Here is a 26,561-nt window from a genome sequence, read left to right as displayed (position 1 = left end):
TTTCACCGTCGAGCCCAAACCCAACAGAACCCAGAACAGCATCCGCACCTCATTGGTGTACACCGGACGTCCCATCGCAACCATCCCTCAATGATCAGGCACGTTGCGATGACTGCTTGAGACCGCCGTATAGCCCGCTATACATTCGCACGCACGAGGCCGGAAGCACGAGACGCGGTTACTCTCGAAATCATGGCTGCACCGACCTCAGTTCTCCCCGGACTCGAAAGCACCTACGCCGACGAGCTGAGTGACCTCGTCGTGCCGTGGCAGGGCGCGGAAGCTCCGGAACCGCGAATCCTGGTGTTCAACGACGCGCTCGCGTCGTCGCTCGGTCTGGACGCCGACGCCCTTCGCGGCGCGCCGGACGTCCTTGCCGGTGCGACGCCTCCGGACGGGGCGAAGACGGTCGCGATGGCGTACGCCGGGCACCAGTTCGGCGGGTTCGTGCCGATGCTCGGTGACGGACGGGCGCTGCTGCTGGGCGAGCTGAACGGCCCGAGCGGCCGCGTCGACCTGCATCTGAAGGGGTCGGGCCGCACGCCGTTCGCGCGGGGAGGCGACGGATTGGCCGTCGTGGGCCCGATGCTGCGGGAGTACGTGGTCAGCGAGGCCATGCATGCCCTCGGCATTCCGACGACGCGCTCGCTCGCCGTCACCGCCACCGGCCGCGACGTCATGCGCAGTGAGCCGGAGCCCGGTGCCGTTCTCGCGCGCGTCGCGGCCAGCCACTTGCGCGTCGGAACCTTCGAGTTCGCGGCCCGGCGCGAAGGCCAGCTGCAGCTGCTCGCCGATTACGCGATTGCCCGGCATTACCCGCATCTGACGGGTCGCTACCTGGAGTTCTACGAGGCGGTGGTCGACGCGCAAGCCCGGCTCGTCGCGCAGTGGATGCTCACCGGATTCGTGCACGGGGTCATGAACACCGACAACACGACCATCTCGGGGCAGACGATCGACTACGGCCCGTGCGCGTTCGTCGACGCGTACGACCCGTATGCAGTGTTCAGTTCCATCGATCACGGCGGGCGCTATGCCTTCGGCAACCAGCCCGGTGTGATGCAGTGGAATCTGGCGCGCTTCGGCGAGACGCTGCTGCCGCTCGTCGCTGCCGATCCGAGCGACGCGGTGCCCGCCGTCACCGAGGTGCTCGAGAGCTACGCGGACCGGTACGGCCGTTACTTCGCCGAAGGTCTGGCGTCGAAACTCGGTGTCACACAACTCGACCCGGCCCTGGCGGACGATCTGCTGACCATCATGCGCGACAACGGTCTCGACTGGACCGGCACCTTCCGTGCACTCGCCGACGAACTGCGCGGCACCGCAACGATTCCCGACGTCCTGGCGCCGTGGGTCGAGCGCTGGCGCAGCTATCTGCCGGACGACGTCACGGCCGTCGCCGACGCCATGGACCGCGTCAATCCGATCTACATCCCGCGCAACCATCTCGTCGACGCGGCGCTGCGCTCGGCGACGGCGGGCGACCTCGGCCCGTTCGAGACGTTGCTCGACGTCGTCACCCACCCGTTCGAGCGGCGTGACGACCGGTCCGAGTACGCCGAGCCTGCGTCGCAGGTGTTCACCGAGGGTTTTCAGACTTTCTGCGGTACCTGACGTGCGCGCGAATGTATAGCCCGCTATACATTCGCGCTCACATGGAGGAATAGACCGCCGTCAGATACTGCTCCGCCCGATCCGATCCGACGATCCCCGGCCCCATCTTGTTCATCACGTACGAGAAGGTCATCCGGCTGTCGGGGTGCATGACGGTCAGCGATCCGCCCCAGCCACCCCAGAAGCAGATACGGCCTTCGGGGATGTACGGAATCGTATCCGGCTGCGGCAGTGCGTAACCCATGCTGAAGCGCAGTGGAACGCCGAGCGCCAGGTCGACGCCGTTCGTCTGTTCGTCGAACGCAAGAGCAACGGCATCGTCGCTCAGCAGGCGCACCCCGTCGACCACTCCGCCACGCGCGAGCGCCGACATGATCCGCGCCACCGACCGTGCATTGCCGTGCCCGTTCGCCGCACCGATCTCGGCTCGACGCCACTCGGGCGTGTTCGCGGACTCTGCACGGACGGCAGGGCCGAGGAACGTGCGACGACGAACTTTCAACGGGTCCGGTACGACGTCGGTCGGAACCGGAGGCGGAACGACGTCGGCGATACGTGACCAGTCCTGTTCTCGGGCGCCGATCTGGAAGTCCGCGCCCAGTGGCCCGGCGATCTCCTCGGCGACGAACTGTCGCAACGTCTTTCCGGTCACGCGTCGCACCAGCTCGCCGACGAGGGTGCCCTGGCTGACGGCGTGATAGCCTGACGTCGTCCGCGAATCCCACCACGGTTCCTGCGCGGCGAGACGAGCAGCGGCCTTGTCCGCGTCGTACAGGTCCTCGACGACGCACGGCCTGTCCCAGCCCGATACCCCGGACGTGTGCGACAGGATGTGCCGTACCTCGACGGACTCCTTTCCGGCGGCAGCGAATTCGGGCCAGTAGTGCGACACCGGCGCGTACGGGTCGAGCAGGCCGCGATCGAAGAGCATCAACGCGGCGAGGTTCGTCACCAGCTTCGACGTCGACCACACGTTGACGATGGTGTCCTCGGTCCACGGCTCGGAACGGGCGAGATCGCGGTGACCACCCCACACGTCCACGATGCGCCTGCCGTCGATGTCGACAACGATCGAGGCGCCGAGCTCCTCTCCCGCAGCGAGATTCGCGGTCAACGCGTCGTGGACCCGTTCGAAACCGGGCTCGACGATCATCGCCGGCCACCGAGAAGTCGGTGGACGGCCAGGTCGACGTATTCGTCGGCGACGTCCTCGATGCTCATGGCCCCGCCCCCGTGGAACCATGCGCTGATGCCGTTGAGCATGTCGGTCAGCGCGAACGACGCCAAACGTGCGTCGCCGACGGTGAATTCACCCGTGCGCATACCCGCGGCGACGACATCGCGGACGCGTCGTTGATACTGACGGCGGTAGTCCTCGATCACCGACCGATGCTCGAGAGTCAGCGCCGCCAATTCGTGTAGTCCGACAATGTATTCCACGCGTCGACTGTTCAGGTGAATCAGGTGCGCGCGCACCAGCGCCGACAGTCGTTCGGTCGGAGTGCCGGGTGCATCGAGCAGGGGCAGCGTCTGTTCCGCCGGTTCCTGAGTGACGGTGAGACACACCGCGAACAGGATCTCCTCTTTCGACGAGAAGTGGTGGTACAGACTGGCGCCCTTGATCCCGACGGCGTCGGCGATGTCTCTCATGCCGACGGCCGCGTACCCGTCGCGCGCGAAGATCTCCGCTGCCTTGGCGACGATGTCCTCGCGACGTCGACGCGTCCGGACCTGGCGGGGGAGTTCCTGGGCGTCGTCGGGCAGTGTCACACGGTCTCCTGCACGGGTTCGGTCGGCGCCAGCGAGCGCAGTTCGCGTTTGAGAATCTTGCCCTGCGGATCGACAGGCAGTTCGGTCACGATGTGTACCGCCTTCGGCGTCTTGTACGACGCCAGCTGCCCGCGGCAGTGTTCGATGATCGCCTCCGGATCGGGCGCGGCGCCCTCGGCGGGGATGACGAACGCGGTGACGGCCTCGGACCAGTACGGATCGGGCATTCCGACGACGGCAGCACGCAGCACGTCGGGATGCGCGTGAATGGCCCGCTCCACTTCCTGCGACGACACGTTCATACCTCCGGTCTTGATCATGTCCTTCATTCGATCGTAGAAGAACAGATTCCCGTCGGAGTCGATGCGGACCATGTCGCCGGTGTGGACCCAGCCGCCATCGAACACCTCGGCGGTCTTGACTTCGTTCTTGAAGTAGCCGAGCATGACGGACGGAGTGCGGCAAAGCAATTCGCCGATCTCGCTGTCGTTGCCGTCGGCGTCGACCACCTTGATCTCGAGGTGTGTGACCGGCTTGCCGATCCACGACGCGTCGCCGCCGGGTATGTCGTCGAGCGTGGAGAACCAGCCGACCGAGCCGAGTTGCGACAGCTCGGACTGTCCCCAGTAGGTGCCCCAGATCGCGTCGGGTGCAGCCGATGCCCATGCCGAGATGGTGTGGGGCGCGACCTGGCCGCCGTACGTCATGCACCGGCGTACCTGTCCGACCGCGGCCGGGCCGAAGCTCTCGTCACGCGCCAGCGCCATGTAGAACGTCGGCGTCTGCGCGATGACGGACACCTTCTCGTCGGCGATGATGCGCAGCGACTGTGCCGGATCCACGGTCGCAGGCAACACCAGGGTTGCGCCCATCAGCGTCAGCGTGGTCATTGAGCCGAGGCCGGCGATGGTGTGGAACGGCATGACGAACAGCCACGTGTCCTCGGGGCCGGTGCGCAGCCCCCAGCTCCATGCCGGCGCCGTCGAGACGAGGAAGTTGCGGTGCGGAATCATGACGCCCTTGGGCGCCGCTTCGGTTCCGGAGGTGTAGATGACCATGGCGACGTCGTTCTCGTCGAGGTCGACCTCGGGCTCGGTCGTCGGAGTGTTCGACGTCAGCTCGTCGTAGTTGTCGCCGAAGGTGACGAGCGTGGTGCTCTCGGGCTTGACGGCCGTGATGACGTCGGCGAACGCGGAATCCGCGACGACGACCGTCGGCTCCGCGTGCTCGAGCTGATGACGCACCTCGGGTTCGCGGTACATGACGTTGATGCCGGTGAACGCCGCCCCGACCTTCAGCGTGCCGTAGTAGGCGACGACGACGTCGACGCTGTTGCGTGCCATCGATGCGACGCGGTCGCCGCGGCCGACCCCGAGGTCGATCAACAGGTTGGCGAATTGGTTTGCGCGAGTGTCGAGTTGACCGTAGGTGGTGACCTGGCGGGTGCCGTCGGCGCTGTAGCTGATGAACGCGGTCTTGTCCGGGTTGGTGCGCGCGTGGCGGCGGAGTTGATCGCCGATCGTGGCGCGACCGATTCGGTTTCTGAACTGACTGGCAAGCTCGGGCATCGGTGGTCTCCTGGAGATCAGAGTGCTGCGGCGGGCGCGAACATGGGCTGGCCGAAGGATTCGAGGGCGACGATGTCCTCCACCGGGCTACGCGTCAGCTTCTTCGGGAACGACTTCTCGGGATAGCCGACGGCGATGTGCGCGGCGGTGATGTACTCGTCGGGAATCTCGAGCAGCTCGCGGATGGCCGGTTCCTCGTGGCACAGCAGCGTGGTCACCGCGGTGGCGACGCCCTGGTCGCGCAGCGCGAGGCAGAGGTTCTGCACGGTCGGGTAGATCGACGCGCCGCCGACGACGGAGAGGCGACCGAGTTCGTGGTCCGTCGGGTGCAGACCGTCGAGCGCGGCGCACACGACGATGATGGCCGGTACTTCCGCGAGGTGGCGGGCGAAGTAGTCCGCGTCCTGCACCGTCTTGGGCAGGGCGCCGACGGCGACGGTGCCTCCGGTGATACCGGCGAAGTAGGCGTCCCACATCGGCAGGTAGAGGTCGGCGAGTGCCTGCTTGCGGGCAGCGTCGCGGACGACGATCCAGCGGACCGGCTGACGATTGCCGCCCTGCGGGCCGAAGCGAGCGACGTCGAAGGCGTTGCGAAAGACCTCGTCGGGGACCGGTGTGTCCGCGTAGCGCCGGCACGTACCGGTGGTGCGCATTGCTTCGGTGAGTTCCATGTCGATCCCTTCGCCTGACCATCGTTAGGTATGTGCAACAGCATTGTGTGGTCCGCGACACATTGTCAAGACCCAAAACGGCACTTCGAGACCACCCTTGTGCCGATAGACCTAACTGTGGTTAGTTTTGGAACAGTTCCGCTACCAGGAGGTGTCCGGTGTCCGTCACTGCTGCGACCGCGATCGACCGAGCGCGGCTGGAACGTGCTCTCGACGCGGCCAACATGCCCAGCCTCGTCGCTGTCCTCTATCAGTTGACCGGCGACGACGCGTGGCTGCAGGATCCCTACCGGCCCACCCGCAGCCGCGGCATGGACGACAACGACAGCGGCGGGTTCGCACCGGAGGTGGCGTCGCGCATCCGGGTGGCCGCGCTCGACGCCATCACCGACTGGGCGAACGGCGTCCCGATGGCGGTGCCGTCCCCGAGCGGTGCCCATCTGGTCGACATGATCAGCGCCGCCGTCGGCGAAGACGTGCCTGCGGAGTTCGCGTCGATGGTCGCCGAGGACATGGGCTTCGTCGACGAACCGGCGCGGACGCCCGTGAAAGGCGACCTGTCGGTCATCGTCATCGGCGCCGGGGTCTCCGGCATGCTGGCGTCGATCAAGCTCGGCGAGGCCGGCATCGAACACGTTGTGCTGGAGAAGAATTCCGACGTCGGCGGTGGGTGGTTCGAGAACACGTACCCGGGCGCGGGCGTCGACACGCCGAGTCACCTGTACTCGTATTCGTTCCAGCCGCGCGCGTGGAGCACGCATTTCGGCAAGCGCGACGAGGTGTGGCAGTACCTCAGTGACGTTGCGACACAACATGATCTACGACGACGCATCCAGTTCGACACCGAGGTGGCGAACGCGGTCTACGACGCCGACGGGCAGACGTGGACGGTGACCACCACCGCCGGTGACGTGCTGACAGCCGACGCCGTGATCACCGCCACCGGACAGCTGAACCGTCCGAAAGTGCCGTCCATTCCGGGTCTCGACACGTTCACCGGTCCGATCTTCCATACCGCCGAATGGCCGGCGGATCTCGATCTGAGCGGCAAACGCGTCGCCATCGTCGGAACGGGTGCGAGTGCGATGCAGGTGTTGCCCGCCATCGCGTCGACCGTCGGACATGCGACGGTGTTCCAGCGCTCGCCCCAGTGGGTGACGTCGAGCGACGTGTATTTCGCGCCCATCGACGACGACGTCAGCTACCTGATGGACGTCGTTCCGCTGTATCGGCTGTGGTACCGAACGCGATTGGCGTGGAACTTCAACGATCGTGTGCATCCGTCGCTTCAGGTCGATCCCGAATGGGAGACGCCCGAGCGGTCGATCAACGCGATCAACGACGCGCATCGCCGGGTGTTCACGCGGTACCTCGAGCGCGAACTGGAGGGCAGGCCGGACCTGATCGAGAAGTCGTTGCCCGATTATCCGCCCTTCGGCAAGCGGATGCTCCTCGACAACGGGTGGTTCGCCGCGCTCAAACGGGACAACGTGACGTTGGTGGCGGAAGGAGTCGCGTCGATCGGACCGAATTCCGTTGTGGGATCGGAAGGTACCGAAGCCGAGGTCGACGTCGTCATCCTCGCCACCGGGTTCGAGACGCACAAGCTGCTCAGCCCCATCGACATTCGCGGTCGATCAAGCAAGTCCATCAAGGATTTCTGGGGTCCGGAGGACGCGCACGCGTATCTGGGCATCACCGTGCCGGACTATCCGAACCTGTTCATCACGTGCGGGCCGGGCACTGTTCTCGGCCACGGCGGTAGCTACATCACGATCGCCGAATTCCAGGTCCGGTACATTGTCGATCTGCTGACGACCATGGCGGACAATGGAATCGGCGCCGTCGAATGCAGGCCCGACGTCGAAGAGAACTACGTGCGCCGCCACGACGAGGCGCATGCGCGGATGATCTGGACGCACGAGGGCATGAACAACTGGTACCGCAACGACGCCGGACGAGTGGTGTCGACGCTCCCGTGGCGGATCGTCGACTACTGGGAGATGACCCGCCACGCCGATCTGGACGATTTCGTCGTCGAACCCGCGCGTCGATAGCTACGAGGCCGGACCCGAGCCGGGCAGATGCATGGCGTGTTCCTCGTGGTCGAGTTCGTGTTCGAGGACTCGCATGTCCTCGTCGGGGAGCCGGCCTGCGTCTCGCCAGCGCAGCAGTTCGTCGCGCTGCGTCGCGATCAGTTTGCGCCTGGTGCCCAGTGACGCCTGCTGCGCCGGGGAGACCAGGGAAGTCTCGTCGGCGTTGTCGAGGTGATCGAGTCGACGGCGATAGCGCTCGATCCGGTGTTCCAGTTCCTCACGGAAGGCCGTCGTGGCCTCGGGCTTCAGCTTCTCGTCCTTGGCGATCCGATCGAGTTGCGCGAGCGCTGCTTTCGCGGCTCCCTGTCTCGCCTCGTTGCGGACCCGGGACGTGGTCGCGGCGTCGGCGCGAACGTTCAGACGACGCACGAGTGGTGCGAACGTCGTGCCCTGGCCGACCACGGTGACCAGCACGACGACAAAAGCGCAGAACAGCAACAGGTCTCGCGCGACGAAGGGATCCCCGTTGTCGAGCGTCAACGGCAGCGAGAACGCAGCGGCGACGGTGATGACGCCACGTGTCCCTGCCCAGCTCATGACGACGATCTCGCGGCCGCTCAGACGTGGAATGTCGGCGCCCTCGCGGTTCTTGCGACGCGGTAGCCGCTCGGTGACGTACAGCCACACGGGGCGCAGAAGCAGAACTCCTGCCAGGGTGACGCCGACGGCCGTCGCCACCGTGGGTAGCGAATAGGCCGACAGTCCTGCGACGACGGTGGGTAGCTGCTCGCCGATCAGCAGGAAGACGAAACCTTCCAGCAGGACGTCGATCAGGCGCCACACCGCGCCGGTCTGCAGGCGGCTTGCGCTCGACGCGGCATGGCGGGTGTCGTGCCCGACGATCAACGCCGTCACCACGACGGCCAGCACTCCCGACGCGTGGACGTGTTCGGCCGCGAGGTAGGCGATGAACGGTGTCACCAGCGAGACGATGTTCAGCAGCAGCGGATCGTCGATGACGCGTTGAACCAGCCGGATCACGAACGCGATGGCGACACCGACTGCGACGCCGCCGCCCGCGGCGAGGAGAAACAGGCCCCCGGCTTCCGGTGGCGACATGTCGTGCAGGGCGATGGCCGTCGTCGCGACCGTCAGCATGGTCAGTGCCGTCGCATCGTTCAGCAGTCCTTCGCCCTCGATCAGCGTCACCAGCCTCGGCGGGATGCCGGCGCGTCGACCCACCGCCAGCGCGGCAACGGGATCGGGTGGTGCGACGGCCGCTCCCAGCGCCATGCCCGCGGCGAGCGTGACGGTCGGTATCAACAGGTACAAACCCACTCCGACGACGCTTGCGGTGGCGATCACCAAACCGACCGAGAGGCTGAGAATCGTCAACGCGTTCTTGCGAATGGCGACAAGCGACGAGTTGAGCGCCGCGCTGTACAGCAGGGGCGGGATCACCAGCGTGAGGACGACGTCGGGGTCGAGGACGATGTCGGGCAGAGGCGTCGCCGACACACCGAGACCGGCCAGCGTCAGCAGCGCGGCGGACGGGATGGTGGTCTTCTTGGACAGCACCTGGGCCGCGACGATCAGCGCCACCGCCGCCAGGACCAGACCGAGGCCGCTCAACATGATTCGTCACAACAGAAGTTCACGAAGATGGGTTCCACGAGGTGGAGGCGTCAAACCTGGTGACGAATTCGGCTCAGGTGAGAACGGGAACCGCGACGAACAGTTCGGCGGTGGCGATGCGGCGGACCGCGCGGTGCAGCGTCACCGATTGCAGGAGCCCGTGGGAATCGATGGCGACGTCGACATCGAGAATGCCTGCCGCGGTGCCGATCCGAAGCGAACCGGGCCACCCGATTCGTGCGTTGGCTGCGACGACTCCTCCGGACACCGTTGCGGCGGCGGCCACCGCCACCGCGGAAGTCAGGCCGATCGCAGGATGCGGTGCCATCATGGACAGCATTCGAACCGAGATGTCGTAGTCCGACGCGCCGATAAGAGCACCGTCCGAACTTCGGTAGTCCCGGGGTGGCCCCACGATTCCCACTTTCGGGATCGCGTGGGTGATGGGTTCGTCGGGGGTGCTGAGTCCCATTCGGAGAGCCGCCTGGCGCCGAAGCGCGAACAGAGTGGAAAGATGTTCGGAGAGAGCGTCGTTCGGCTCTGCTCCTGTGAGTCCGAGATCGGACGCGTCGTACAGGGCGGCAGGTGCTCCCGCCGTGACGAAGGTTCCACGAAAGAATCTGTCGCACAGGGTGATTTCGTCGACGGGTTGGCCGGTCGGCAACAAAGACACGCGGTCGGTGGCGAGATCGGTGAATGTCAGACCCACCGGAACGCCTCGGGCCGTCGTGCCGGGAACCGTGGCATCACCGTCAGTGGGTACGTGTCCGCCGGGGGTGGCGATCTCGGCGGACAGCACCGCGCCGGTGTTCTGATTGCGCATGCGGACGACTGTCACTCGGTCGTCGACGGCAACCAGACCGGCCTGTAGCGCGTAGAGGCCGATTGCTGTTGCGCAGTTGCCGCAGTTGCTGCCCCACTCGACGGTGCGGTTGTCCACGGCGACCTGCGCGAACAAGTAGTCGACGTCGATGCCTGGGGCGGTGGAGCGTCGAACGATCGCTGCCTTGGACGTCGTCGAACTCCCGCCGCCCACGCCGTCGAGCTGACGGGGATCGCCCGAACCGAATGCCGAGGTCAGTATGTTGTCGAGTCCGCCTGCGTCGTCGATATATGGATCGATGTCGACGGCGTTGAACAGCCAACATTTGCTGGTGCCGCCTCGCATCCACGTGCCTCGAAGCGTGAACATGGTGTGCCTTCCGCCGTAGATTGTCGTACCGTTCCAGCCTGGGTCGGCCGGAGCTCAAGCACAATTACGAATAATGTTGTCGTCCTTCAGTAACGCTTAAGTCATCAGATGAAGCCTGGTGCGACAACCAAGATCAACCAGCACAGCGCAGGCGCAACGGCGACGACGATGCCGGCATTGACTATCAGCTGACGGTAGAAGCGGGGCCGTTCGATGTTCTGTGCGTTTGCCAGCACCAAGGCGCCGTTTGTCGAGAACGGAGACACATCGACGACGGTCGCGGAGATCGCGAGGGCTGCGACCACGCCGATCACGGGCAGGGTGCTGCTGCCGAGCAAGGGCATCGCCATCGGGATCACGGCTGCCAGCAGTGCCGTCGACGACGCGAACGCAGACGTGAGTCCGATGACGTAGCAGAGCACGAGGGCCACGAGCAGCGGCGCACCGAGCGTGATTGCAAAGTGCGCGAGCGTGTCGATGGTGCCGACCTCCTCGAGGATCGAGATGTACGTGACCATGCCGGCGACGAGCAGAACCGTGGACCAACTGATCCCGGCGATAGCTTCGTTCTGTTTCTTCAGGTCGGTGAAGGCAAGGACGGCGCCTGCTGCAATGGCGATGAAGCTGATGGGCAGGTGCAGTACGAGAACCAGCACCAGCAGGGCGCCGATGAGGAACAGCGTGAGTTTCTGGACCCGGGTGACGGGGGCAGGAGCGTCGACCAGGGTCGTCGACGTCGGTCGCGCCAGAACTTGGGTGCTTCCGGCGGCGCCGCCTGTGCTCGGTGTTCCCAGCGACGACGGTGCGTCGTCACGCGAACCGCTGGTCGCGACAGGCTTGTTCGTGCCGGTCGCGGTGAATTCGAGACCGCGCATCTTCGCCAGAGCCCCGTATCCGACGACGGTGAGCACCGACAGCAACAGGTTGATTCCATAGCTGGCGAGGAAGAGCGTCCATGGGCTGATGGCGAGCCCGTTGTTCTCGACGATGTCGCGGACCAGAACGCCGGAGACACTGATGGGTGAGAACGCACCCGCGTGCGCTCCGTTGATAGTCATGATGCCCATGACCAGCGGACTCATACGGGTGCGAGCGGCGAACGCCATCGCGGCCGGGGTGATCAGAGCGACGGCAGCAGGGCTGAGGGTTCCCAGCGCGGTGAGCACCGATGCAGAGAAGAAGAACACCCACGGCACGATTGTCACGCGCCCGTGCACAGCTCGGATACACGAATTGACCAGCAGGTCGATGGTGCCGTTCCGTTTGGCCATACCGAAGAAGTAGGTGACCCCGACAATGGTGAGCACGATCGAACTCGGGAAAGCTTGGAGAATCTCTTTGTCGTCGTAGCCGAGTGCGAAGTAGCCGACTGCAAAGGCGCCGACAAAGCCCAGGATGCCGATATTGATGGGGAAGAATGTCGCGATCACGAACATCGCAACGAGCGCGATGAGCGGGAGTATCTCGATGGAGGTCATGGCGGGTCTTTCGGTGGCTGGGAAACGTGGGCGGTCACATTCAGCGCTTGAACGTCGTACAGGTCACACTATTGACCGCGCGGATTCAGAACAATACGGTTTTGCTACCGTCTCGTTTAGTACAACTGAAGGCAGGTAGTGAATGCAGCACTCGTTCGACGTCGTGACGCTCTTCCTGCTTCTCGACATCGCAGAAGCAGGGTCGCTGACGGCCGGCGCCGAAAGGGCCAACATGACCGCGTCGGCCGCGTCGCAGCGCATTGCCAAGCTCGAGAACAGCATCAAACAGCCCGTGCTGACGCGGCTGCCCCGGGGAGTGCAGCTGACCGAGGCCGGTGAAATTCTGACAAGTCGCGCGCGGCTGTTCAGGCGCGAAATGCGAGCCGCGAGTGGTGATCTCGAAGCAATACGTGGGCTGGAGCGGGGTGCGGTGCGGCTCGGCTCGTTTCCGACGGTGAGTTCGTCGCTGCTGTCGGATGCGTTGAAGGAGTACCACGCGCGGTGGCCCGGCGTCGACGTTCGCGTTCGCTCTGCGGTACGTCCGCAGCTGCTGGAGATGCTGCATTCCAGCGAGGTCGATCTGGCGTTGCTGTGGAGCTACGCGTGGACGGAAGAAGCGGAAAGATCGCTGTCACTCGAATCGTTGATGGAAGACGAGACGATGCTGCTCCTGCCTGTCGACGACCACCGTGCGTCCGACGAGATGGCGCTCCCGGACCTGAAGGGGGCGCGGTGGATCATCCGAAGCAACGACCATCCGGCCGCTGAGGTTCTGTACCGCAGTTGCCGAGCAGTCGGCTTCGAGCCAGAGGTGGTCTACGAGGCACACGATTACCAGGAGATCGAGGCGATGGTTGCTGCGGGGGTCGGCATAGCAATGGTGCCGGGTCTGGCAGTGGTGCATCACCGGCCCGACGTTCAGCCGCTCGCATTTCGTTCGGCAGACCGGGTTCCCACCCGCGTCATCTACATCGCCTCCCTGGCACGTCGTCAGTACACGCCTGCGATGTATGCGGTATCGAGTGCGCTGCGCGGGGCGGCAGATCGGATCGCCGGGCACCGGTCGTGAGTGCGAATGTAGAGCAGGCTCTACATTCGCACTCACGACGGGTAATTCGTGCGACGGGGGCAGGCGGCGAGCCGTAATTCAGCGGCGAGCATCAATCCTGTCGGACCGCTGCCGACGACGACCACATCGTGCATCTGTTGCTCCTCACTCAGTCGCGGACGAGTAGTGGAACGAGGCGAACGTACGCGACCATACCGACAAGTTCGACGAGTGTCTGAGTAACCACCACGACTGCTGCCAACGACAGTTCCTCCGGAAGCGCCAGGGCCAACGGCAGGACGACCAGTGAGTTCCGCGTCGCGCCCGAGAACACCAAAGCCCTTGTCGCTCGGACGTCTTGACGCGATACGCGACTCACCGCGAGGCCGACGAACGCCATGATCACCAGGAATGCCACGAAAATCGGTACTGCCGAGAGCAGTTCGGTGCCGTGTGCCCGAACCTCCTCGATCTGCGACGCGACGACGACCAACAGTGTGGCCATCATGATCGGAACCATCGCCGACGCCATCGCATCCATCACCCGCTCGCCGACGCGGTGGCGTCGCGCAACCTTCTGCGTCACCGCGGCCAGCGACAACGGGATGACGATGAGTACGACGAAAGCCTCGACGAACGGGACGATGTCGATGATCGACACCAGATCCGATCCGACGAAGATCCACAGGTACAGCGGGAGAAACGCCATCTGTAGCAGCATCAGGATCGGAGCGGCGGCGAGCAGTCGTTCCGACGCCGCACCTGCCAGGCCGCTGAACACGATGACGTAATCGATGCAGGGGGCGAGCAGAACCAGCAGGATGCCGACGAGCAGAGCATGATCGCCGGCGACGAACCGCGTCAAACCGAAGACGACGATCGGTACCAGAAGGAAGTTGAGGACGACGGCGCTGGTCAGAAAGCTGCTGTCGCGCAACGCAGTACCGATGTCCGAGAACGGGACCGCGAGGAACGTGGCGTACAGCAGGACGAGCAGAACCGGATTGATCGCGTGCCCGAACGCAGGGGCCGTGCTCGGCGCGAGCAGCCCGATGACCGCACCCGCGAGCAGCGCCGACAGGTAGAGCGGAATTTGATGCTTCTCGAGCCACTCGACCTTCACGTGGTGCTCTTCGGCGCAGGCATGACACTCAGGATAGGCGCCTTCCGATTACCGCATGGGTGAGCGGGTTATGCGGTCGTAAGCCCCCCGCGTCTACGGAAGGAAGTATCACCATGTCAGACAGCCGCCCCCTCGCGCTGGTCACCGGCGGATCATCGGGGATTGGATTCGAACTCGCCACACAATTCGCACAGCACGGGTACGACGTCGCGATCTCAGGGCAGAGTGAACGTGTCTACGCATCGGCCGACGCGTTACGTGGACTGGGTGTCGAGGCGTATCCGCACCGCGCCGATGCTGCCACGTACGACGGAGTCGAAAGTTTTTGGACTTTCGTTGCCGATCTCGGTAGACCCGTCGAGGCGACGGCGTTGAATGTCGGGATCGGGCTCGGAGGTGCGTTCGTCGACAACGACCTCGACGACGAGCTCAGGCTCATCGCCATCAATGTCGCCGGGACTGTGCACATGGCAAAAAGAGTTGTGCAACACATGGTTCCGAACCGTCGCGGGAAGATTCTGATCGTGTCGTCGGTGTCGGCGACCACCCCGACTCCCTACGAAACCGTGTACGGACCGTCGAAGGCGTTCGGCTTTTCGTTCGCCGAATCGTTGCGAGAAGAATTGCGGGACAGTGGTGTCAGTGTTACCGCCTTGCTGCCGGGCGCCACCGACAGCGACTTTCACGCCAACGCAGGTATGGGTGATACGAAATTCGGCGACAACAGTTGGAAGAACGACAAATCCGTTGTCGCGCAGCAGGGGTACGACGCGTTGATCTCCGGCGTCGACCATGTAGTAGGTGGTGACGACGCGACCAAGCAGGAAGCCGTCGACAACCGTACGACGCCCGAGCCCGAAAAGGCGGCGAAGATGGCCGAGCAGGCGAAGCCGGGATCGAGGTAGTCGAAGATCGGACTTCGCGATCGCGTGCAAAAACCACTGACCGTCGTCGCTACTTCATTCACGGGATTCGACTCAACCGAGTCTCGTTGACGACGAGAATGCCACGCTCGGATTCCTGAAGCGCTACCTCCTGAGACCGTCCCTGTGTGTTGCCGAGTAGTCCATCGATGGAAACCGATGCTCGACGAGCGCCAGTGGCGGGGTCGACGGTCAAGATGTCCTGCCATCCCACCAGGTAGGCGAGGCCGTCGTGCTCGGCGGTCGGCAGAGTCGAACCCGTTTCGTCGTCCGGAGTCCACAGTTCGGCGCCGGTGCGGAGGTCACGCGCCGGGGCATACCCCGATATCACGACGCCGTCGACGATTGCGATCTCCCCACGGAGGTTCTCGTCCGCCCACAGTCGCTCTCCGGTCGACGGGTCGATTGCGGCGCCGTCGAACATGATTGGATCGTTCCCGTGGGTCGTGTCTGCATACACACGCTGATCGACCTGGGTATCGACGCCGGCGACGACGCGCCCGGTCGAATCGACGAGGTCGGAATGGAATTCGAACAGGTCGGAACATCTCCGGCCTGCTATCACGAAGATCGCGTCTTCTCTGTCTACTCGGGCACGTGCGCAGTCGGGTGAGGAGAACCGGTCGATCAGTTCGCCGCTCTCCGTGTCGAAAAGCACTGTTGCCGAAGCGAGTCGAGCCTCTCCGGCGGTGCCGGCCAGGCGGATCATGTCACCCGTCGTGAAGTCGCTCGTCCAGGTGTCGTCGAGCGTAAGTGACCACTGTGCATCGGGATCATCTAGTGTTCCGCGGTGGATACGCACGGTGTAGCCGTCGGGTTCACCCTCGACGGCGAAGATGTCGGTTCCGTCTGATGTCACGCTGAACACGTTCCACTCCGTCGGGTGGCGCGTGATGGTTCCGTCTGTCGCATTCACCGTCACGATGGCACCGTCGGTGCGACACAGGATCATGTCGTTCAGCAATGCGGTCGAGCAAGTGTCGACGCCATCCGCCGGAGTCTTCCACCGAATGTCGCCAGTCGATGAGTCGATCCCGATCAAGTGGGCCTTCTCGAACTCTCCTGTTTCCTGGTTCGTCAATCCTGTCTTCGCAACGAGAACTGCGCCTGCATCGACGACGCCGCCCTCGATCCCGGCGAAACGACCACCGACTAGATCTTCGAACGTCGCGAATTCGCTACCGAGCGCATCGGCTGCATCGACAGTCCACAGGGCGCCGGGCGACGTTGGTGTCGGCTGCGCGACGGGCTCGATGTTGCGGGGAGCGGTGGCCACCGACGCGATCGCGGCCCCGACGCTCACGACGGCCACGCACGCGGTGAGAGCCAGTCTTCGATTCTGATTCACAGCACATCCAATCCGTCGGCCGTGGCGATCGTTCTGAGCTTGTCGACGCCCAGCGGTTCATCCGGGTTCTCGGCGTGTGAACGCACCTCTACCTGCGTTCCCGACGGGTAGGTCACGATGACGGTCCGATACGTGCCGCCGTTCGGACGCCCCTCCGGCGCAGGGGAATACGTGTACGGCGAGTCATCGACCTCCAGTACGGCCCCGCCATCGAGTATCTCGGTGTTCAGTGGGCGGCTCTTGTACGCAGGGTCGTAGACGTCGGGGATTTCGGGAAGTTCCTGACCACCCTTGATGGTCAGTGACAAGTCGGCGCCGGTGTCTAGTACATCGACCTGAGTGCACACCACGTCGTCCTGAAAGTCTGCCAGCATCAGCGAGTTCAGCCCTCTGTCGAAACGTTCACCGACATCGATGCCGCGCAGCACCTCGTTCAACGTGTGAGCCGTCTCGGCGCGGATCGTCGGTCCACCGGACGTGAAACCGAACGTGCCGTCGCAGCCTCCGCCGGGTTGTGGAGTGTTTGGCGGGACTTGCGTCGTGGCCCGCAGTTCGGGTTGCTGCACAAGCGCCTTCAGCTCGTCGATTGTCAGAACGATATCCCGCTCTCCGCTGTTCGAGGACTGGAATCCCGTTGCGTCCGACGCGGTGGCGCTGATCTGCGAACCGTCGGGTGCGTACGCGGTGACGGTGCGAAAATTCGTTCTCTGAGGCCCGATTTCGTACCACGACTCGTTGATGTCGACGACGGCTCCGTCTGCCTCGGTTGTGCGTTCTCGAACAGCGCCGGCGATGCAGGGAGGTACGCCGGTGTCGACGAAGCCCACCGACACCGAGAGCAACCCGACTTTGTCGCCGCGGCCCATTTCGGCGGAGGCCTGGGCGAAACCGGGGCCGGTAACCTCTATCGGGTCGGGAGACGTCTGCGGAATCGGCTGAAAGATCAACGACTCTCGACGACTGCCGAACAGCACCTCCACGCGGTCTGGAAGCGCCTCGGCCACGGCGTCCGTCATCATGACCGACCGCTGACCGGAGTACCAGGGATACTGCGGATTGTCGTACGCGTCCTCGCTGGTGACGGCCTGCACCCACGTCGATGACTCAGCCGACGGTGGTTCGACGACGGTGCACCCCGGGATGTTCGTCGGGTACGTTACTTCGGGCGCCCGGTATGTTGTATCGGCAGGTTCCGGTGGCGCGGAAGTTGTTTCTGTAGAGGTGGCACGCGGCTCGGCTCGTGTTTCGGACGCAGCCGATGGTGGGGAAGCGTGACTTACGAACGCAGCAACACAGATGCCGAGCGCGACGATGGACACGATTGTCAATGCATCCGCCCACGCACCGGCTCGCCCCGGTTCGAGTCTGTTCACGAAGTAAAGATACCGACCGTCACGCCTAGGGCAGGCGCCTGTCCCGACGGCGGGTATCAGTGGAGTGGACACCCTCGTCGACCAGAAGGACTTCACCATGTCTCTCAGCAAGCGCGAACGTACGGCGACAAGCAACGAACTGCACGCCAATCTGGTGCTGTCGGGTCTGTCGCCGACCGACGTTGCAGGCAAGCTCGACATCGACGAACAGCGCATTACCGCAGCGTTGGCGCTCGAACGGGCACGGCCGGAGGACGTGTGGCTCGTGCGCGACTACCTCGACCATGCAATCAAGTCCGCGGGTCTCACGCCCCAGCAGTATTCGAAATTGACGTAGGCGATGCGCGGGGCTGCGCAGCAATGGTTCCCGCTGACCGACGTCGACGACATCACATTTCGCTGACCACGTCGAACACGAACCGACCTCGGCCGTCCGGACGAAACCCCATGGCTTCCAGTAGCGGCATGTCGAGATGGGTGACGACACACCGCGCGCCCGTATCGGCGGCTTCGTTCAATGCCACCCAGACCATCCACCGGATCTCGGCTTCCGGCACGTCGGCTTGCGATTCCACTCGTTCGAGGACAGCGATCTCGTCGACTTCCTCGACCACCACCGCATGTGCGACGCACTGTCCGCAGCGTTGCAGGTGTAACGACAATGGACCGTCGGCCCCGCCGCGTAGGTAGTACTCGGATCCGCCACGGCGGTCCGGCTGACCGAGGTGGACGACGTCGCCGACGCGACTTCTCCGAGTGCGCACCATGTAACCGGTGTGAAATTCCTCGCTGTACTCTTGCGCAACAGTCGACATCCAGGCGGACGGGTTGTGGCCGGGTGGCCCGATGAAATCACTGTCGGACTGCGGGATTCGCGCAGAGATCACAAAGACATTGGGGTTGTTCTTCCATCGGAAGTGAATCTGCAGGGTCGTGCCGTCGACGACTAGGCGCTTCGTCTGGAAGTCGGTCGTTACCGCGCCACGGCGTCGAAAGATCCGGTGGGCGGCTTCGACGGCATCCCGGGCAACGGGCGTCAAGGACTTTGTGTCGCCGACGACATCCACCGTCCATCCACCGTCGGCGTCGGTACGAGGGTCGCGGAAAGGAGTGGTGTCGACGTACGGGCCCGACGACGCCAGCTGATCGCACAGAGAGCCGTTGACCGCGTGCAGCTTTCGTGGTCTCGAACGGGTGTAGAAGATCAACCCCCAGCGAAAATTGTCGGGCGCGAGCATCGGCTCGCCGTGTTCGTCGACGACAACGACGAACCACTTCTGATGCGGGGGAATCTGCCGTCGTAGGCGGTCCGGGATGTCGATCCGGAGTTGATAGGCGTAGTCGGACAGGTGGTGTCCGAATGCAACTCGGGCCCATGCCTCGGCTTCGTCGTCGGAGATGGCCGCCCGTACGCGACCCGGCCGAGACATGCCGGGCTCCAGGGGATAGGCGTGAACGACGGCAGTGAGGGCGAACGGTGTCACACTCGATGGGAAGGATCCGAGATCGCCTGCGTCTCGTCTGTCGACTCGGACGTCCACACGGGTGTCAGGGAGGAGAACCGATTGGCCGGAAAGCATGTACTCCCGCTGGCGATGCTGGGGTTGTTCGGTGACCTGCGCTTCGACGAGCGCTATCAGCTTCGTATTCATCTGTACCTCTGTTGGTTTGAGAATTGTGCGCCGAGTGGCCCCATGCCCACCCTCGCATTCGTTCAACCAGCACACGGTGATGAAATGTGCGCGATGAACCGTCGTGCGTGAGATGTACTGAGCTGCATTGTCTGTTTCGGGCGCTGCTCACCACGCAGGAGGTTAGCCGGATATCCGCCGGCCGCGGAACGTGCTCGCTTCGAACGAAAGCTACCTACTACTCGGCGGTCTATTCTTCGGCCAGGTCGTATTGCCAGTTGACGCTTTGTATTTCGAGATCGATCCGACGGATGCGTGCGGCAAGATCATCGGCCGTTGCGCGAAGTTCGGAAACCGGCAGCGCTGCAACGTACACCAGTTCGGAACGCAGCTGCCTCGGTCCGTACCGATGCTCGTGTTCGCGACCCGACGCGGCATCCGCAGCTGCTGAGACGACTTTGTGCTTGATGCGCAACACATCTCGATGCGCCAGAGCGTCGGTGACGGTTCCGTCCCCGACGACCGCGATGCTGTTGGTTCGGTTGATGCGGCGTATCAACACTTCCAGTCTGTCGAGCGCCAGGGTCAGCTCGGACAGCAGCTGCGCAGCATCTTCGGCCGGTGACTCGCCTTCTTGATGCCGAGAATTGGCCAGAATCCGAACCTTCAGATGTTCGGTGCGTCGGACGAGTTCTCCTCGTTCTGCGAGGGCCTCAGCGAGTTTCATGATCTACACCCCGGAGTCGCGTCACCGAGAGTGGAAAACGTGCGGGCGCTCATGCGCCTTTCGACGTGTCGAATGTGCTCATATCCAACAAGTACCACAGTAGTGGTGCCACGGTCTACCCGTGACCGCAAGAATGGAGCACCATGCACCCCTTTGCGTTCTCAATGCCGCAATTTCTCTATCTCGTAACGGTTTTTGGGGCAACCCCCACTGCATTCGCTGCGGTTGCCATCTGGAGGGTGCAGTCGGAGGATCGACCTACGGGCGGACGCCTGGGTCTCTGGCCGACCGGTGTCGTCGCCTTCCTCGGGGGATTTGTCGCGTGCGCGGGGTGGCTCAGCTGGTCGGCGTACGGACGCGCCCCCGGATTGCCGGCGCCGAAAGAATTCCCGACGTGGCAGGTCGTCGCATGCGGCGCAACAGTCGTTCTCGCGTGCTTCGTGGCCGCGCATCTGTCGAAGTGGGTGAAGTCCGGCGGCCTGGCCGCGGCGGTGGGGACAGCGGCCGGATTCACGACGGCGTTCTGCGTCAGTGCGAGTGCCGATGACACCGGTCAGTCAGGAGTCGGTGTACTCCTGTCGGAGCTCGGGTGGATGTTCGCCCTGGTCATCCTGATGTCCGCGCGGACCGCGATGCTCCGATCGCCATCGAGTTGACACGCCCGCCTGTGACGCGCAACACTTCGGGGGACCGAGCGATCGGTCGGTCGGTGCGACGGAGAGGATCTACATGGCGACGCTCGTGGACGTCTGGAAAGCGAGGGTGGCGGCGAACCCCGAACATCCTGCGATCGCGTATTTCGACGGCATCCTGAGCGCACGCGAGGTCGACGAGATGTCCGACGCCTTCGCCGCCGCGCTGGCCGGAAAGGGCGTCGGGCACGGTGACAGGGTCGGCATCCACCTGCAGAACATTCCGCAGTACGCGATCGCCTTTCTTGCGCTGTGGAAGCTCGGTGCCGCGGCGCTTGTGCTGAATCCCATGTACCGCAGGGCGGAACTGCGCCATCTCGTCGACGACGCGGGTGCCGTCGGCATCATCTGCGCCGACACCGCCGTCGCCGAGAACGCAGAAACGATGCAGGACAGCACCGTCCGATGGATCGTCAGCACCAGCGATCTCGACTTCCAGACGCGTAACGACCCGCGTGTGTTCAATGACCGGACTCGGGAACGCCACGACGGTGCCGACGATCTGGTCGAGCTCGTCGAGCGGTTCCGCGGTTCGAAGCCCTCGGTCGCCGGGATAACCCCTGCTGACACCGCCATCCTCGCCTACACGTCGGGAACCACCGGACCGCCCAAGGGCGCGTTGAACTCTCACTCGAATGTCCTCGCGGTGGCGACGACGTTCGCCGAGCTCGCCCGCGTCGACGACGGCGACGTCGTGCTGGCCGTCGCGCCGCTGTTCCACATCACCGGCGCGGTCATCAACGCCACGATCGCGTTGATGAAGGACTGCACCCTGGTGTTCGCGAACCGCTTCGCCGCCGACGTCACGCTCGACGCATTCGCCGAGCACGAGGTCACGTACACGATCGGCTCCATCACCGTCTTCAACGCGCTCTACAACTCACCGGCAGCGACGGCGGACCACTTCGCGTCCATCAAGACGCTGTATTCCGGCGGTGCGCCCATACCGCCGGCTGCTGTCGAGAAGTTCGAGAACAAGTTCGGCCACTACATCCACAACGCCTACGGGATGACCGAGACGTCGTCGGGCGTCATCGCCGTCCCGCCGGACCGTCGCGCACCCGTCGACCCCGCCAGCGGAGCGTTGTCCATCGGTATGGCGTTGCCGCAGGTGGAAATTCGCGTCGTCGACTTCGACGGGACGCCGCTGCCCGACGGCACGCAGGGCGAGCTCGAAATCGCTGGGCCGCAGGTCGTTTCCGGGTACTGGCAGAAGCCTGAAGCCACCGCGAAGACGTTTCCCGACGGCCGACTCCGCACCGGCGACGTCGCCATTCGCGACGCCGACGGTTGGATCTACCTCGTCGACCGCCTGAAGGACCAGATCAACGTGTCCGGCTACAAGGTATGGCCTCGCGAGGTCGAGGACGCGTTGGTCGCGCACCCGGCTGTGGGCGAGGCAGGCGTCGTCGGACAGCCCGACGAGTACCAGGGTGAATCCGTCGTCGCCTTCGTCTCGCTCGTCCGCGACGCCGAGGTCACAGAACAGGAGCTGAGGTCGTTCGTCGGCGACAGGCTTGCTGCGTACAAACGCCCCAAACACATTCACATCGTCGACGAACTACCCAAGACCCAGACCGGAAAAATTCGGCGCACCGAGTTGCGCACTACAGAAGCAGAGGCCACACGATGACAACTCAGGCGGCAGCCCCAGCTCTGACGATGCGAGCAAAACGTAAGTCGCTCTTCGCGAGTGCGGTCGGCAATGTGCTCGAGTGGTACGAGTGGAGCGTCTACGCGGTGTTCGCGCCGTTCATCGCAGCGGTCGTGTTCAACAGCGACAACCCCGTCTCGGCGCTGTTATCGACGCTGGCCGTGTTCGCGGTCGGCTTCCTGATGCGTCCGCTGGGCGGCATCGTGTTCGGACGCATCGCCGACCGGCGCGGCCGAAAGTTCGTCCTGATCTGCACGATGCTGATGATGGCGGGCGGCAGCCTGGTCATCGGCGTCATGCCGACGTACGACGCGGTCGGGGTGTGGGCGTCGATCATCCTGCTCGGTGCCCGGATGGTGCAGGGCTTCGCGCACGGCGGTGAATCGGCGACGGCGTACTCGTACGTCAGCGAGATCGCGCCGCCGAACCGTCGTGGCATGTGGGGCAGTGTTGCGTTCATCGCGATCTTCGGCGGATCCGTGCTTGCGTACACGATCGGTGGGGCGATCACCTCGACGTTGTCGGAAAGTGCTGTCGGTCAATGGGGTTGGCGTATCCCGTTCCTGATCGGTGCGGTTCTGGCGCTCGTCGCGCTCTACCTGCGACGCAGCATGGAAGAAAGCGAGGTGTTCGACGGTCAGGCCGACGCGCCCGAGCGAGTGAAGATCCCGCGTCGCACCATCGTTCGTGCCGTCCTGCTGATGATCTGCATGACGTCGGGAATCACTGCCGCGCACTACACGTGGACGTCGTACATCTCGACCTTCGCGATCACGCAGAAGGGCATGGACCCGGACGTCGCGTACTGGATGCTCGTCATCGCGCAGTTGATCGCGCTTGTGTCGCTTCCGTTCTGGGGCCGACTGTCCGACAACATCGGGCGTCGTCCGATGCTGTTCACGTTCGCGGTGTTGTTGTTCGCGCTGCAGGTGCCGCTGACGATGATGATCACCGACGCCGGCTGGACCTTGTTGGTGTCGACGACGGTCGCGCTTCTCATCGTGTCGGTTCCCGCGTCGGTGTTGTCGGCGACGCTGTCGGAGAGCTTCCCGACCGCGTTGCGTACGCAGTCGATCGGGTTCGCGTACTCGCTGTCGGTGGCCATCTTCGGTGGTACCGCACCGTACTTGAACCAGCTGTTGATCAACCTCGAGATCGGTTGGGCGTTCGGGGTCTACATCATGGTGCTGTGCGTCCTGACCGGTCTGGCCTGTGTCTTCATGCGCGAGACCAAGGGAATTCGCTTGGAAGACGCGTGATTCCTGGGTTCTTCGCCCGGTAGCGACAGGCCATGCGGCCGCCCGGTCGGTGGGGGTTTCGAGTGGTTCGGTGTGGTGCACACTACATTTTCGACGTCCTACTCACCGAAAAGGATTCCTATGCGCCCACTTGCACGAGTTCTGACCGGAGCGGCCGCGTGTGCGCCGCTGATGCTGGCCCTGCCCTCCACCGCGGCGGCCGCCGAGCCCGGCGACGTGACCTACTCGTACGCGGTGAACGGTTCGTCGGTGACCAACACCATCACCAACAATTCGGGTGTGCAGTTGCAGTGCGGTACGTCGCTTGCCCCTGCGCCCGGCGGGGTACTCCCACCGGTGGCCGAGGTGCTCGCCAACGGTCAAACTCTGTACTCGACCGACCCTGCCGGACAGCCAGGAGTGAGTACGCAGACGGTCTCCGACGTCCCCGCGGGTGACTACGTCGTGCTCGCGACGTGCGGTACGCAGGACAGCGACCCGGCGTACGCCTGGATCTCGGACTACCCCGGCATCCAGGATCAGCTGGAGACGTTCCCGTGGACGGTGTTCACGGTTCAGCAGGCATCGACGGTCGTCACGGTCGGGCCGCCGAGCCTCATCCCGGACTTGGGTTCGCTTCTCCCCAGCGGTAGCGCCTTCTGAGATTGACGGCCGCGCATCTGGGTAGTTCGAACTCAGGTCCAGTCACCGGAGGAGGAACCATGTCGCAGACCGCAGAGAGCTTGCAGGCCCTGTACGACAGCGCACCCAATGCGCGGCTGATTCTCGAAGAGGGTCGACTCGTGCTCGACGTACCCGAACAGCATGTCGACAACGACGTCGTCGAGGTGATCACCCGCGCCGGGTTGCTCGACCGACTCGCGGAGTTGGGTACCGAGCACCCGTCGGCGCAGGATCTCGAGAACTACGCGCCGGTGGTCGACGACATCGCGGCGAAACTCGGGGCTTGAGGGCGGCTCCGCCGCGCGTGCGCGGAAAGTTGGCCTGGGGTACAACTATTCACGCACGGGTGGCGTAGCCGCACGCTGACCATCACCCGTCGGTCGGCCGGGTGAGGCGAAACCCGAGTCGGTGCAACACCATTCCGACTACCGCGCCGATTGCTGCGCCGGCAGTCGGAACGGCCCATCTGCGCCAACGTGAGAACACGCCCTCCAGAGGTTCGGTATGGAGGCCGACAGATCTGTCGTAGGCGCTTGCTACTTGGACAGTGCTGTGCAACGACTGGTACACGCCGTTGTACATGACCTCGGGTTCGAAGAACGTCTGCTGCACGTAGTCGAAGACCATGGGCAGCAGTCAGACTGCGAGTCCGACAACCATGAGTAGTAGTACGAGTGGGCGCACTGACTCAGAGTATGAGCGAACTGGAGTTCTCCCCGCAACGGCCACTGCCTCGCCGACGGGTGGCGTCGGCGAGGTGCGAGGAAGTCACTTCGCAGCGGCTTTTATGCAGCAGGCTTTCGCCGCCGGTGATAACTGGGAACCGGTTTTCGCTCCGGATCGACCGATATCGGGGGTACGAGGAACGGGTGGCCGTCGTCGCCCATCACGACGTCCCAGCCTCGGTGGTGAATGTCGTTGTGGCAGTTCGTGCAGAGCAGCGTCAGGTTGGTGATGTCGGTGTTACCGTCGTCGCGCCAGAAGACGATGTGGTGCACCTGGCACCAATCGGCAACCGAACCGCATTTGATGCAGCAACGGTCGCGTACGGTGACTGCTATGCGCTGTTCGCGTGTGGCGAGTCGGACAGACTGTCCCATGGCGAGGACGGCGCCGTTGTCGTCGACGATGATCGGGTTGAACTCGGCGTCGCACGTGAGCATGCGGGCGAGGCTGTGGCTGATCGGGCCGGTCCAGTCCAGGTGAAAAGGCCAGCCCGGATACTCGGCCCTTCTGTTCGACGAAGGCGACGGAGTGCAATCGGCGCCGGGGGCAAGCAGGTCGCGAAGCTTGACCGTCGCGTTGACACGTGTGGCAGGTCCGCTTGCGTCGCCACAGCCAGCCTGAAGTTCAAGGATGCGGGAAAGGCCGTCGGCCTGCCGTTTCGACGCACTTCGCGGGTCGCGGGTACCGTCGGGCCCAGGTTCAGGCCGCGAATGCTCGGCGATGGCCGATCGCAGTTTCTCCCCGAGAATTTTGTCGACGTCACCCTGAATGGTGGTGCGGCCGTTGGCCTGCTCGTACAGGTCGAGCTTGTTGAGGTCCGTATTCTCCGAGACAGCGGGCGGTGGAGGTCCGATAGGGTCCTCGTCGTCGACAGGTGGTTCGGCGTCACGCCTCTCGTCCTGCTCGCGCTTCTTCTCCTCGTATCGGGCGCGCGCATCCTCCGCGGCGGCGTGAGCGAGTTCCTGTGCACGGACCTTGACGTCCTCTGGAGTGCCGGCTGTCGCGGACGTGAGAAGGTCGGCAACCACGTCGGCCAACTTCTCTGCTGTCAGGGTGGGATCGGCTGTCTTGATGTGGTTGTGGCCGTCGTAGATTGCTTTGAAATGGCCGGCGTGGATGTCGCTGGCTGCGAGGGCAGCGGTGACCGTCGGGAATGAACCGAGCCAGACCGCGGTGTCGAATTGCCGGTAGGCGTTCCCCAGTGCGACGCGTGTCGCCAGAGCGAGCCACGGTCCGGGTTTCGTGTGCCCGACCATCTCGCTCAGACCCCGCTTCGAAAACTCTGCAAGTGCTGCGAGTTTGCGTGCTGCGAGGAGGTTTTCTGCAGCATGGATCGCAACGACGCTGTCGATGATCTCCTGATCGGACAACGCCTCCGCGGCACCGTACAAGTCCCCCAACTCGTGCATGGCGGGGAAGATACAACGACC

At 64.1% G+C, this 26,561-nt stretch carries 24 protein-coding genes; 10 read left to right on the top strand and 14 right to left on the bottom strand.

Annotated features, from left to right (window positions below; translation table 11 throughout):
• Positions 1–192: 192 nt before the first annotated feature.
• Positions 193–1,614, top strand: a complete 1,422-nt coding sequence (locus DK926_RS05195; protein ID WP_114329322.1) for a protein adenylyltransferase SelO family protein — start codon at positions 193–195, stop codon at positions 1,612–1,614.
• A 37-nt stretch (positions 1,615–1,651) separates the two neighbouring features.
• Here the strand turns inward: DK926_RS05195 and DK926_RS05190 are convergent, their stop codons facing one another.
• Genes DK926_RS05190 through DK926_RS05175 form a run of 4 tightly spaced genes read right to left on the bottom strand, consistent with a single transcriptional unit; the run spans position 1,652 to position 5,623 of the window.
• Complete coding sequence (locus DK926_RS05190) at positions 1,652–2,767, bottom strand: serine hydrolase domain-containing protein (protein WP_114329320.1); 1,116 nt, start codon at positions 2,765–2,767, stop codon at positions 1,652–1,654.
• Positions 2,764–3,384, bottom strand: a complete 621-nt coding sequence (locus DK926_RS05185) for a TetR/AcrR family transcriptional regulator (protein ID WP_114329318.1) — start codon at positions 3,382–3,384, stop codon at positions 2,764–2,766. Before DK926_RS05185 ends, DK926_RS05190 begins: the two co-directional genes overlap by 4 nt.
• Complete coding sequence (locus tag DK926_RS05180; RefSeq protein ID WP_114329316.1) at positions 3,381–4,952, bottom strand: class I adenylate-forming enzyme family protein; 1,572 nt, start codon at positions 4,950–4,952, stop codon at positions 3,381–3,383. The genes DK926_RS05185 and DK926_RS05180 overlap by 4 nt, the downstream gene beginning before the upstream one ends.
• Positions 4,953–4,969: 17 nt before the next feature.
• Positions 4,970–5,623 carry a nitroreductase family protein gene (locus DK926_RS05175; RefSeq protein WP_114329314.1) on the bottom strand — a complete coding sequence of 218 codons (654 nt, stop codon included), beginning with the start codon at positions 5,621–5,623 and terminating at the stop codon, positions 4,970–4,972.
• 158 nt (positions 5,624–5,781) lie between these two features.
• On the opposite strand from DK926_RS05175, the gene DK926_RS05170 reads away from it, so the two are divergent.
• Entirely contained in the window at positions 5,782–7,680 is a 1,899-nt protein-coding gene (locus DK926_RS05170; protein ID WP_114329312.1) for an NAD(P)/FAD-dependent oxidoreductase, read from the top strand.
• Here the strand turns inward: DK926_RS05170 and DK926_RS05165 are convergent, their stop codons facing one another.
• The 3 genes from DK926_RS05165 to DK926_RS05155 form a co-directional block, all read right to left on the bottom strand.
• Positions 7,681–9,294, bottom strand: a complete 1,614-nt coding sequence (locus DK926_RS05165) for a Na+/H+ antiporter (RefSeq protein WP_114329310.1) — start codon at positions 9,292–9,294, stop codon at positions 7,681–7,683. It lies immediately after the preceding gene.
• A 73-nt stretch (positions 9,295–9,367) separates the two neighbouring features.
• The gene (locus DK926_RS05160; protein WP_114329308.1) at positions 9,368–10,486 is read right to left on the bottom strand and encodes a PrpF domain-containing protein; all 1,119 of its coding nucleotides are present in this window, start codon (positions 10,484–10,486) and stop codon (positions 9,368–9,370) included.
• A gap of 104 nt (positions 10,487–10,590) precedes the next feature.
• Positions 10,591–11,964: an SLC13 family permease gene (locus DK926_RS05155; RefSeq protein WP_114329306.1), complete on the bottom strand. Its 1,374-nt coding sequence runs from the start codon at positions 11,962–11,964 to the stop codon at positions 10,591–10,593.
• Between the two features lie 142 nt (positions 11,965–12,106).
• On the opposite strand from DK926_RS05155, the gene DK926_RS05150 reads away from it, so the two are divergent.
• Positions 12,107–13,033: a LysR family transcriptional regulator gene (locus tag DK926_RS05150; protein WP_114329304.1), complete on the top strand. Its 927-nt coding sequence runs from the start codon at positions 12,107–12,109 to the stop codon at positions 13,031–13,033.
• Positions 13,034–13,181: 148 nt separating this feature from the next.
• Here the strand turns inward: DK926_RS05150 and DK926_RS05145 are convergent, their stop codons facing one another.
• On the bottom strand, positions 13,182–14,135 hold the full coding sequence (locus tag DK926_RS05145; RefSeq protein ID WP_114329262.1) for an arsenic resistance protein: 954 nt from the start codon (positions 14,133–14,135) through the stop codon (positions 13,182–13,184).
• A 113-nt stretch (positions 14,136–14,248) separates the two neighbouring features.
• Here DK926_RS05145 and DK926_RS05140 point away from each other — a divergent pair, with 113 nt between their 5' ends.
• Positions 14,249–15,040: an SDR family NAD(P)-dependent oxidoreductase gene (locus DK926_RS05140; RefSeq protein ID WP_207890742.1), complete on the top strand. Its 792-nt coding sequence runs from the start codon at positions 14,249–14,251 to the stop codon at positions 15,038–15,040.
• 58 nt (positions 15,041–15,098) lie between these two features.
• Here the strand turns inward: DK926_RS05140 and DK926_RS05135 are convergent, their stop codons facing one another.
• Positions 15,099–16,406: a PQQ-binding-like beta-propeller repeat protein gene (locus tag DK926_RS05135; protein WP_243636658.1), complete on the bottom strand. Its 1,308-nt coding sequence runs from the start codon at positions 16,404–16,406 to the stop codon at positions 15,099–15,101.
• On the bottom strand, positions 16,403–17,497 hold the full coding sequence (locus tag DK926_RS05130; protein ID WP_243636657.1) for a hypothetical protein: 1,095 nt from the start codon (positions 17,495–17,497) through the stop codon (positions 16,403–16,405). Before DK926_RS05130 ends, DK926_RS05135 begins: the two co-directional genes overlap by 4 nt.
• A gap of 379 nt (positions 17,498–17,876) precedes the next feature.
• Between DK926_RS05130 and DK926_RS05125 the strand changes: the two genes are divergently transcribed.
• A complete protein-coding gene (locus DK926_RS05125) occupies positions 17,877–18,116 on the top strand; it encodes a DUF2316 family protein (RefSeq protein ID WP_125833381.1) in 240 nt (79 codons plus the stop codon).
• Between the two features lie 52 nt (positions 18,117–18,168).
• Here DK926_RS05125 and DK926_RS05120 read toward each other — a convergent pair whose 3' ends face one another.
• Positions 18,169–19,431 carry a hypothetical protein gene (locus tag DK926_RS05120; protein ID WP_114329256.1) on the bottom strand — a complete coding sequence of 421 codons (1,263 nt, stop codon included), beginning with the start codon at positions 19,429–19,431 and terminating at the stop codon, positions 18,169–18,171.
• A gap of 229 nt (positions 19,432–19,660) precedes the next feature.
• Positions 19,661–20,137 carry a DIP1984 family protein gene (locus tag DK926_RS05115; RefSeq protein ID WP_114329254.1) on the bottom strand — a complete coding sequence of 159 codons (477 nt, stop codon included), beginning with the start codon at positions 20,135–20,137 and terminating at the stop codon, positions 19,661–19,663.
• A gap of 239 nt (positions 20,138–20,376) precedes the next feature.
• Between DK926_RS05115 and DK926_RS05110 the strand changes: the two genes are divergently transcribed.
• The 5 genes from DK926_RS05110 (at position 20,377) to DK926_RS05090 (ending at position 24,692) form a co-directional block, all read left to right on the top strand.
• A complete protein-coding gene (locus tag DK926_RS05110) occupies positions 20,377–20,793 on the top strand; it encodes a hypothetical protein (protein ID WP_243636656.1) in 417 nt (138 codons plus the stop codon).
• A 73-nt stretch (positions 20,794–20,866) separates the two neighbouring features.
• Complete coding sequence (locus DK926_RS05105; RefSeq protein WP_114329250.1) at positions 20,867–22,462, top strand: AMP-binding protein; 1,596 nt, start codon at positions 20,867–20,869, stop codon at positions 22,460–22,462.
• A complete protein-coding gene (locus DK926_RS05100; RefSeq protein ID WP_114329248.1) occupies positions 22,459–23,742 on the top strand; it encodes an MFS transporter in 1,284 nt (427 codons plus the stop codon). The genes DK926_RS05105 and DK926_RS05100 overlap by 4 nt, the downstream gene beginning before the upstream one ends.
• Before the next feature lie 120 nt (positions 23,743–23,862).
• Complete coding sequence (locus DK926_RS05095; RefSeq protein ID WP_114329246.1) at positions 23,863–24,384, top strand: hypothetical protein; 522 nt, start codon at positions 23,863–23,865, stop codon at positions 24,382–24,384.
• Between the two features lie 59 nt (positions 24,385–24,443).
• On the top strand, positions 24,444–24,692 hold the full coding sequence (locus tag DK926_RS05090) for a hypothetical protein (protein WP_114329244.1): 249 nt from the start codon (positions 24,444–24,446) through the stop codon (positions 24,690–24,692).
• Between the two features lie 82 nt (positions 24,693–24,774).
• On the opposite strand, the gene DK926_RS05085 is transcribed toward DK926_RS05090, so the two are convergent.
• Positions 24,775–25,032 (bottom strand): hypothetical protein, encoded by a 258-nt coding sequence (locus DK926_RS05085; RefSeq protein ID WP_114329242.1) that lies wholly within the window; start codon positions 25,030–25,032, stop codon positions 24,775–24,777.
• Positions 25,033–25,190: 158 nt separating this feature from the next.
• Entirely contained in the window at positions 25,191–26,540 is a 1,350-nt protein-coding gene (locus DK926_RS05080; protein ID WP_114329240.1) for an HNH endonuclease signature motif containing protein, read from the bottom strand.
• Positions 26,541–26,561: the final 21 nt, after the last annotated feature.

The sequence above is a fragment of the Rhodococcus sp. Eu-32 genome, assembly GCF_003336925.1.
GTDB lineage: Bacteria > Actinomycetota > Actinomycetes > Mycobacteriales > Mycobacteriaceae > Rhodococcoides > Rhodococcoides kyotonensis_B.
Note: the sequence above shows the minus strand (reverse complement) of the source record. Positions and strands in the feature narration are given on the sequence as shown.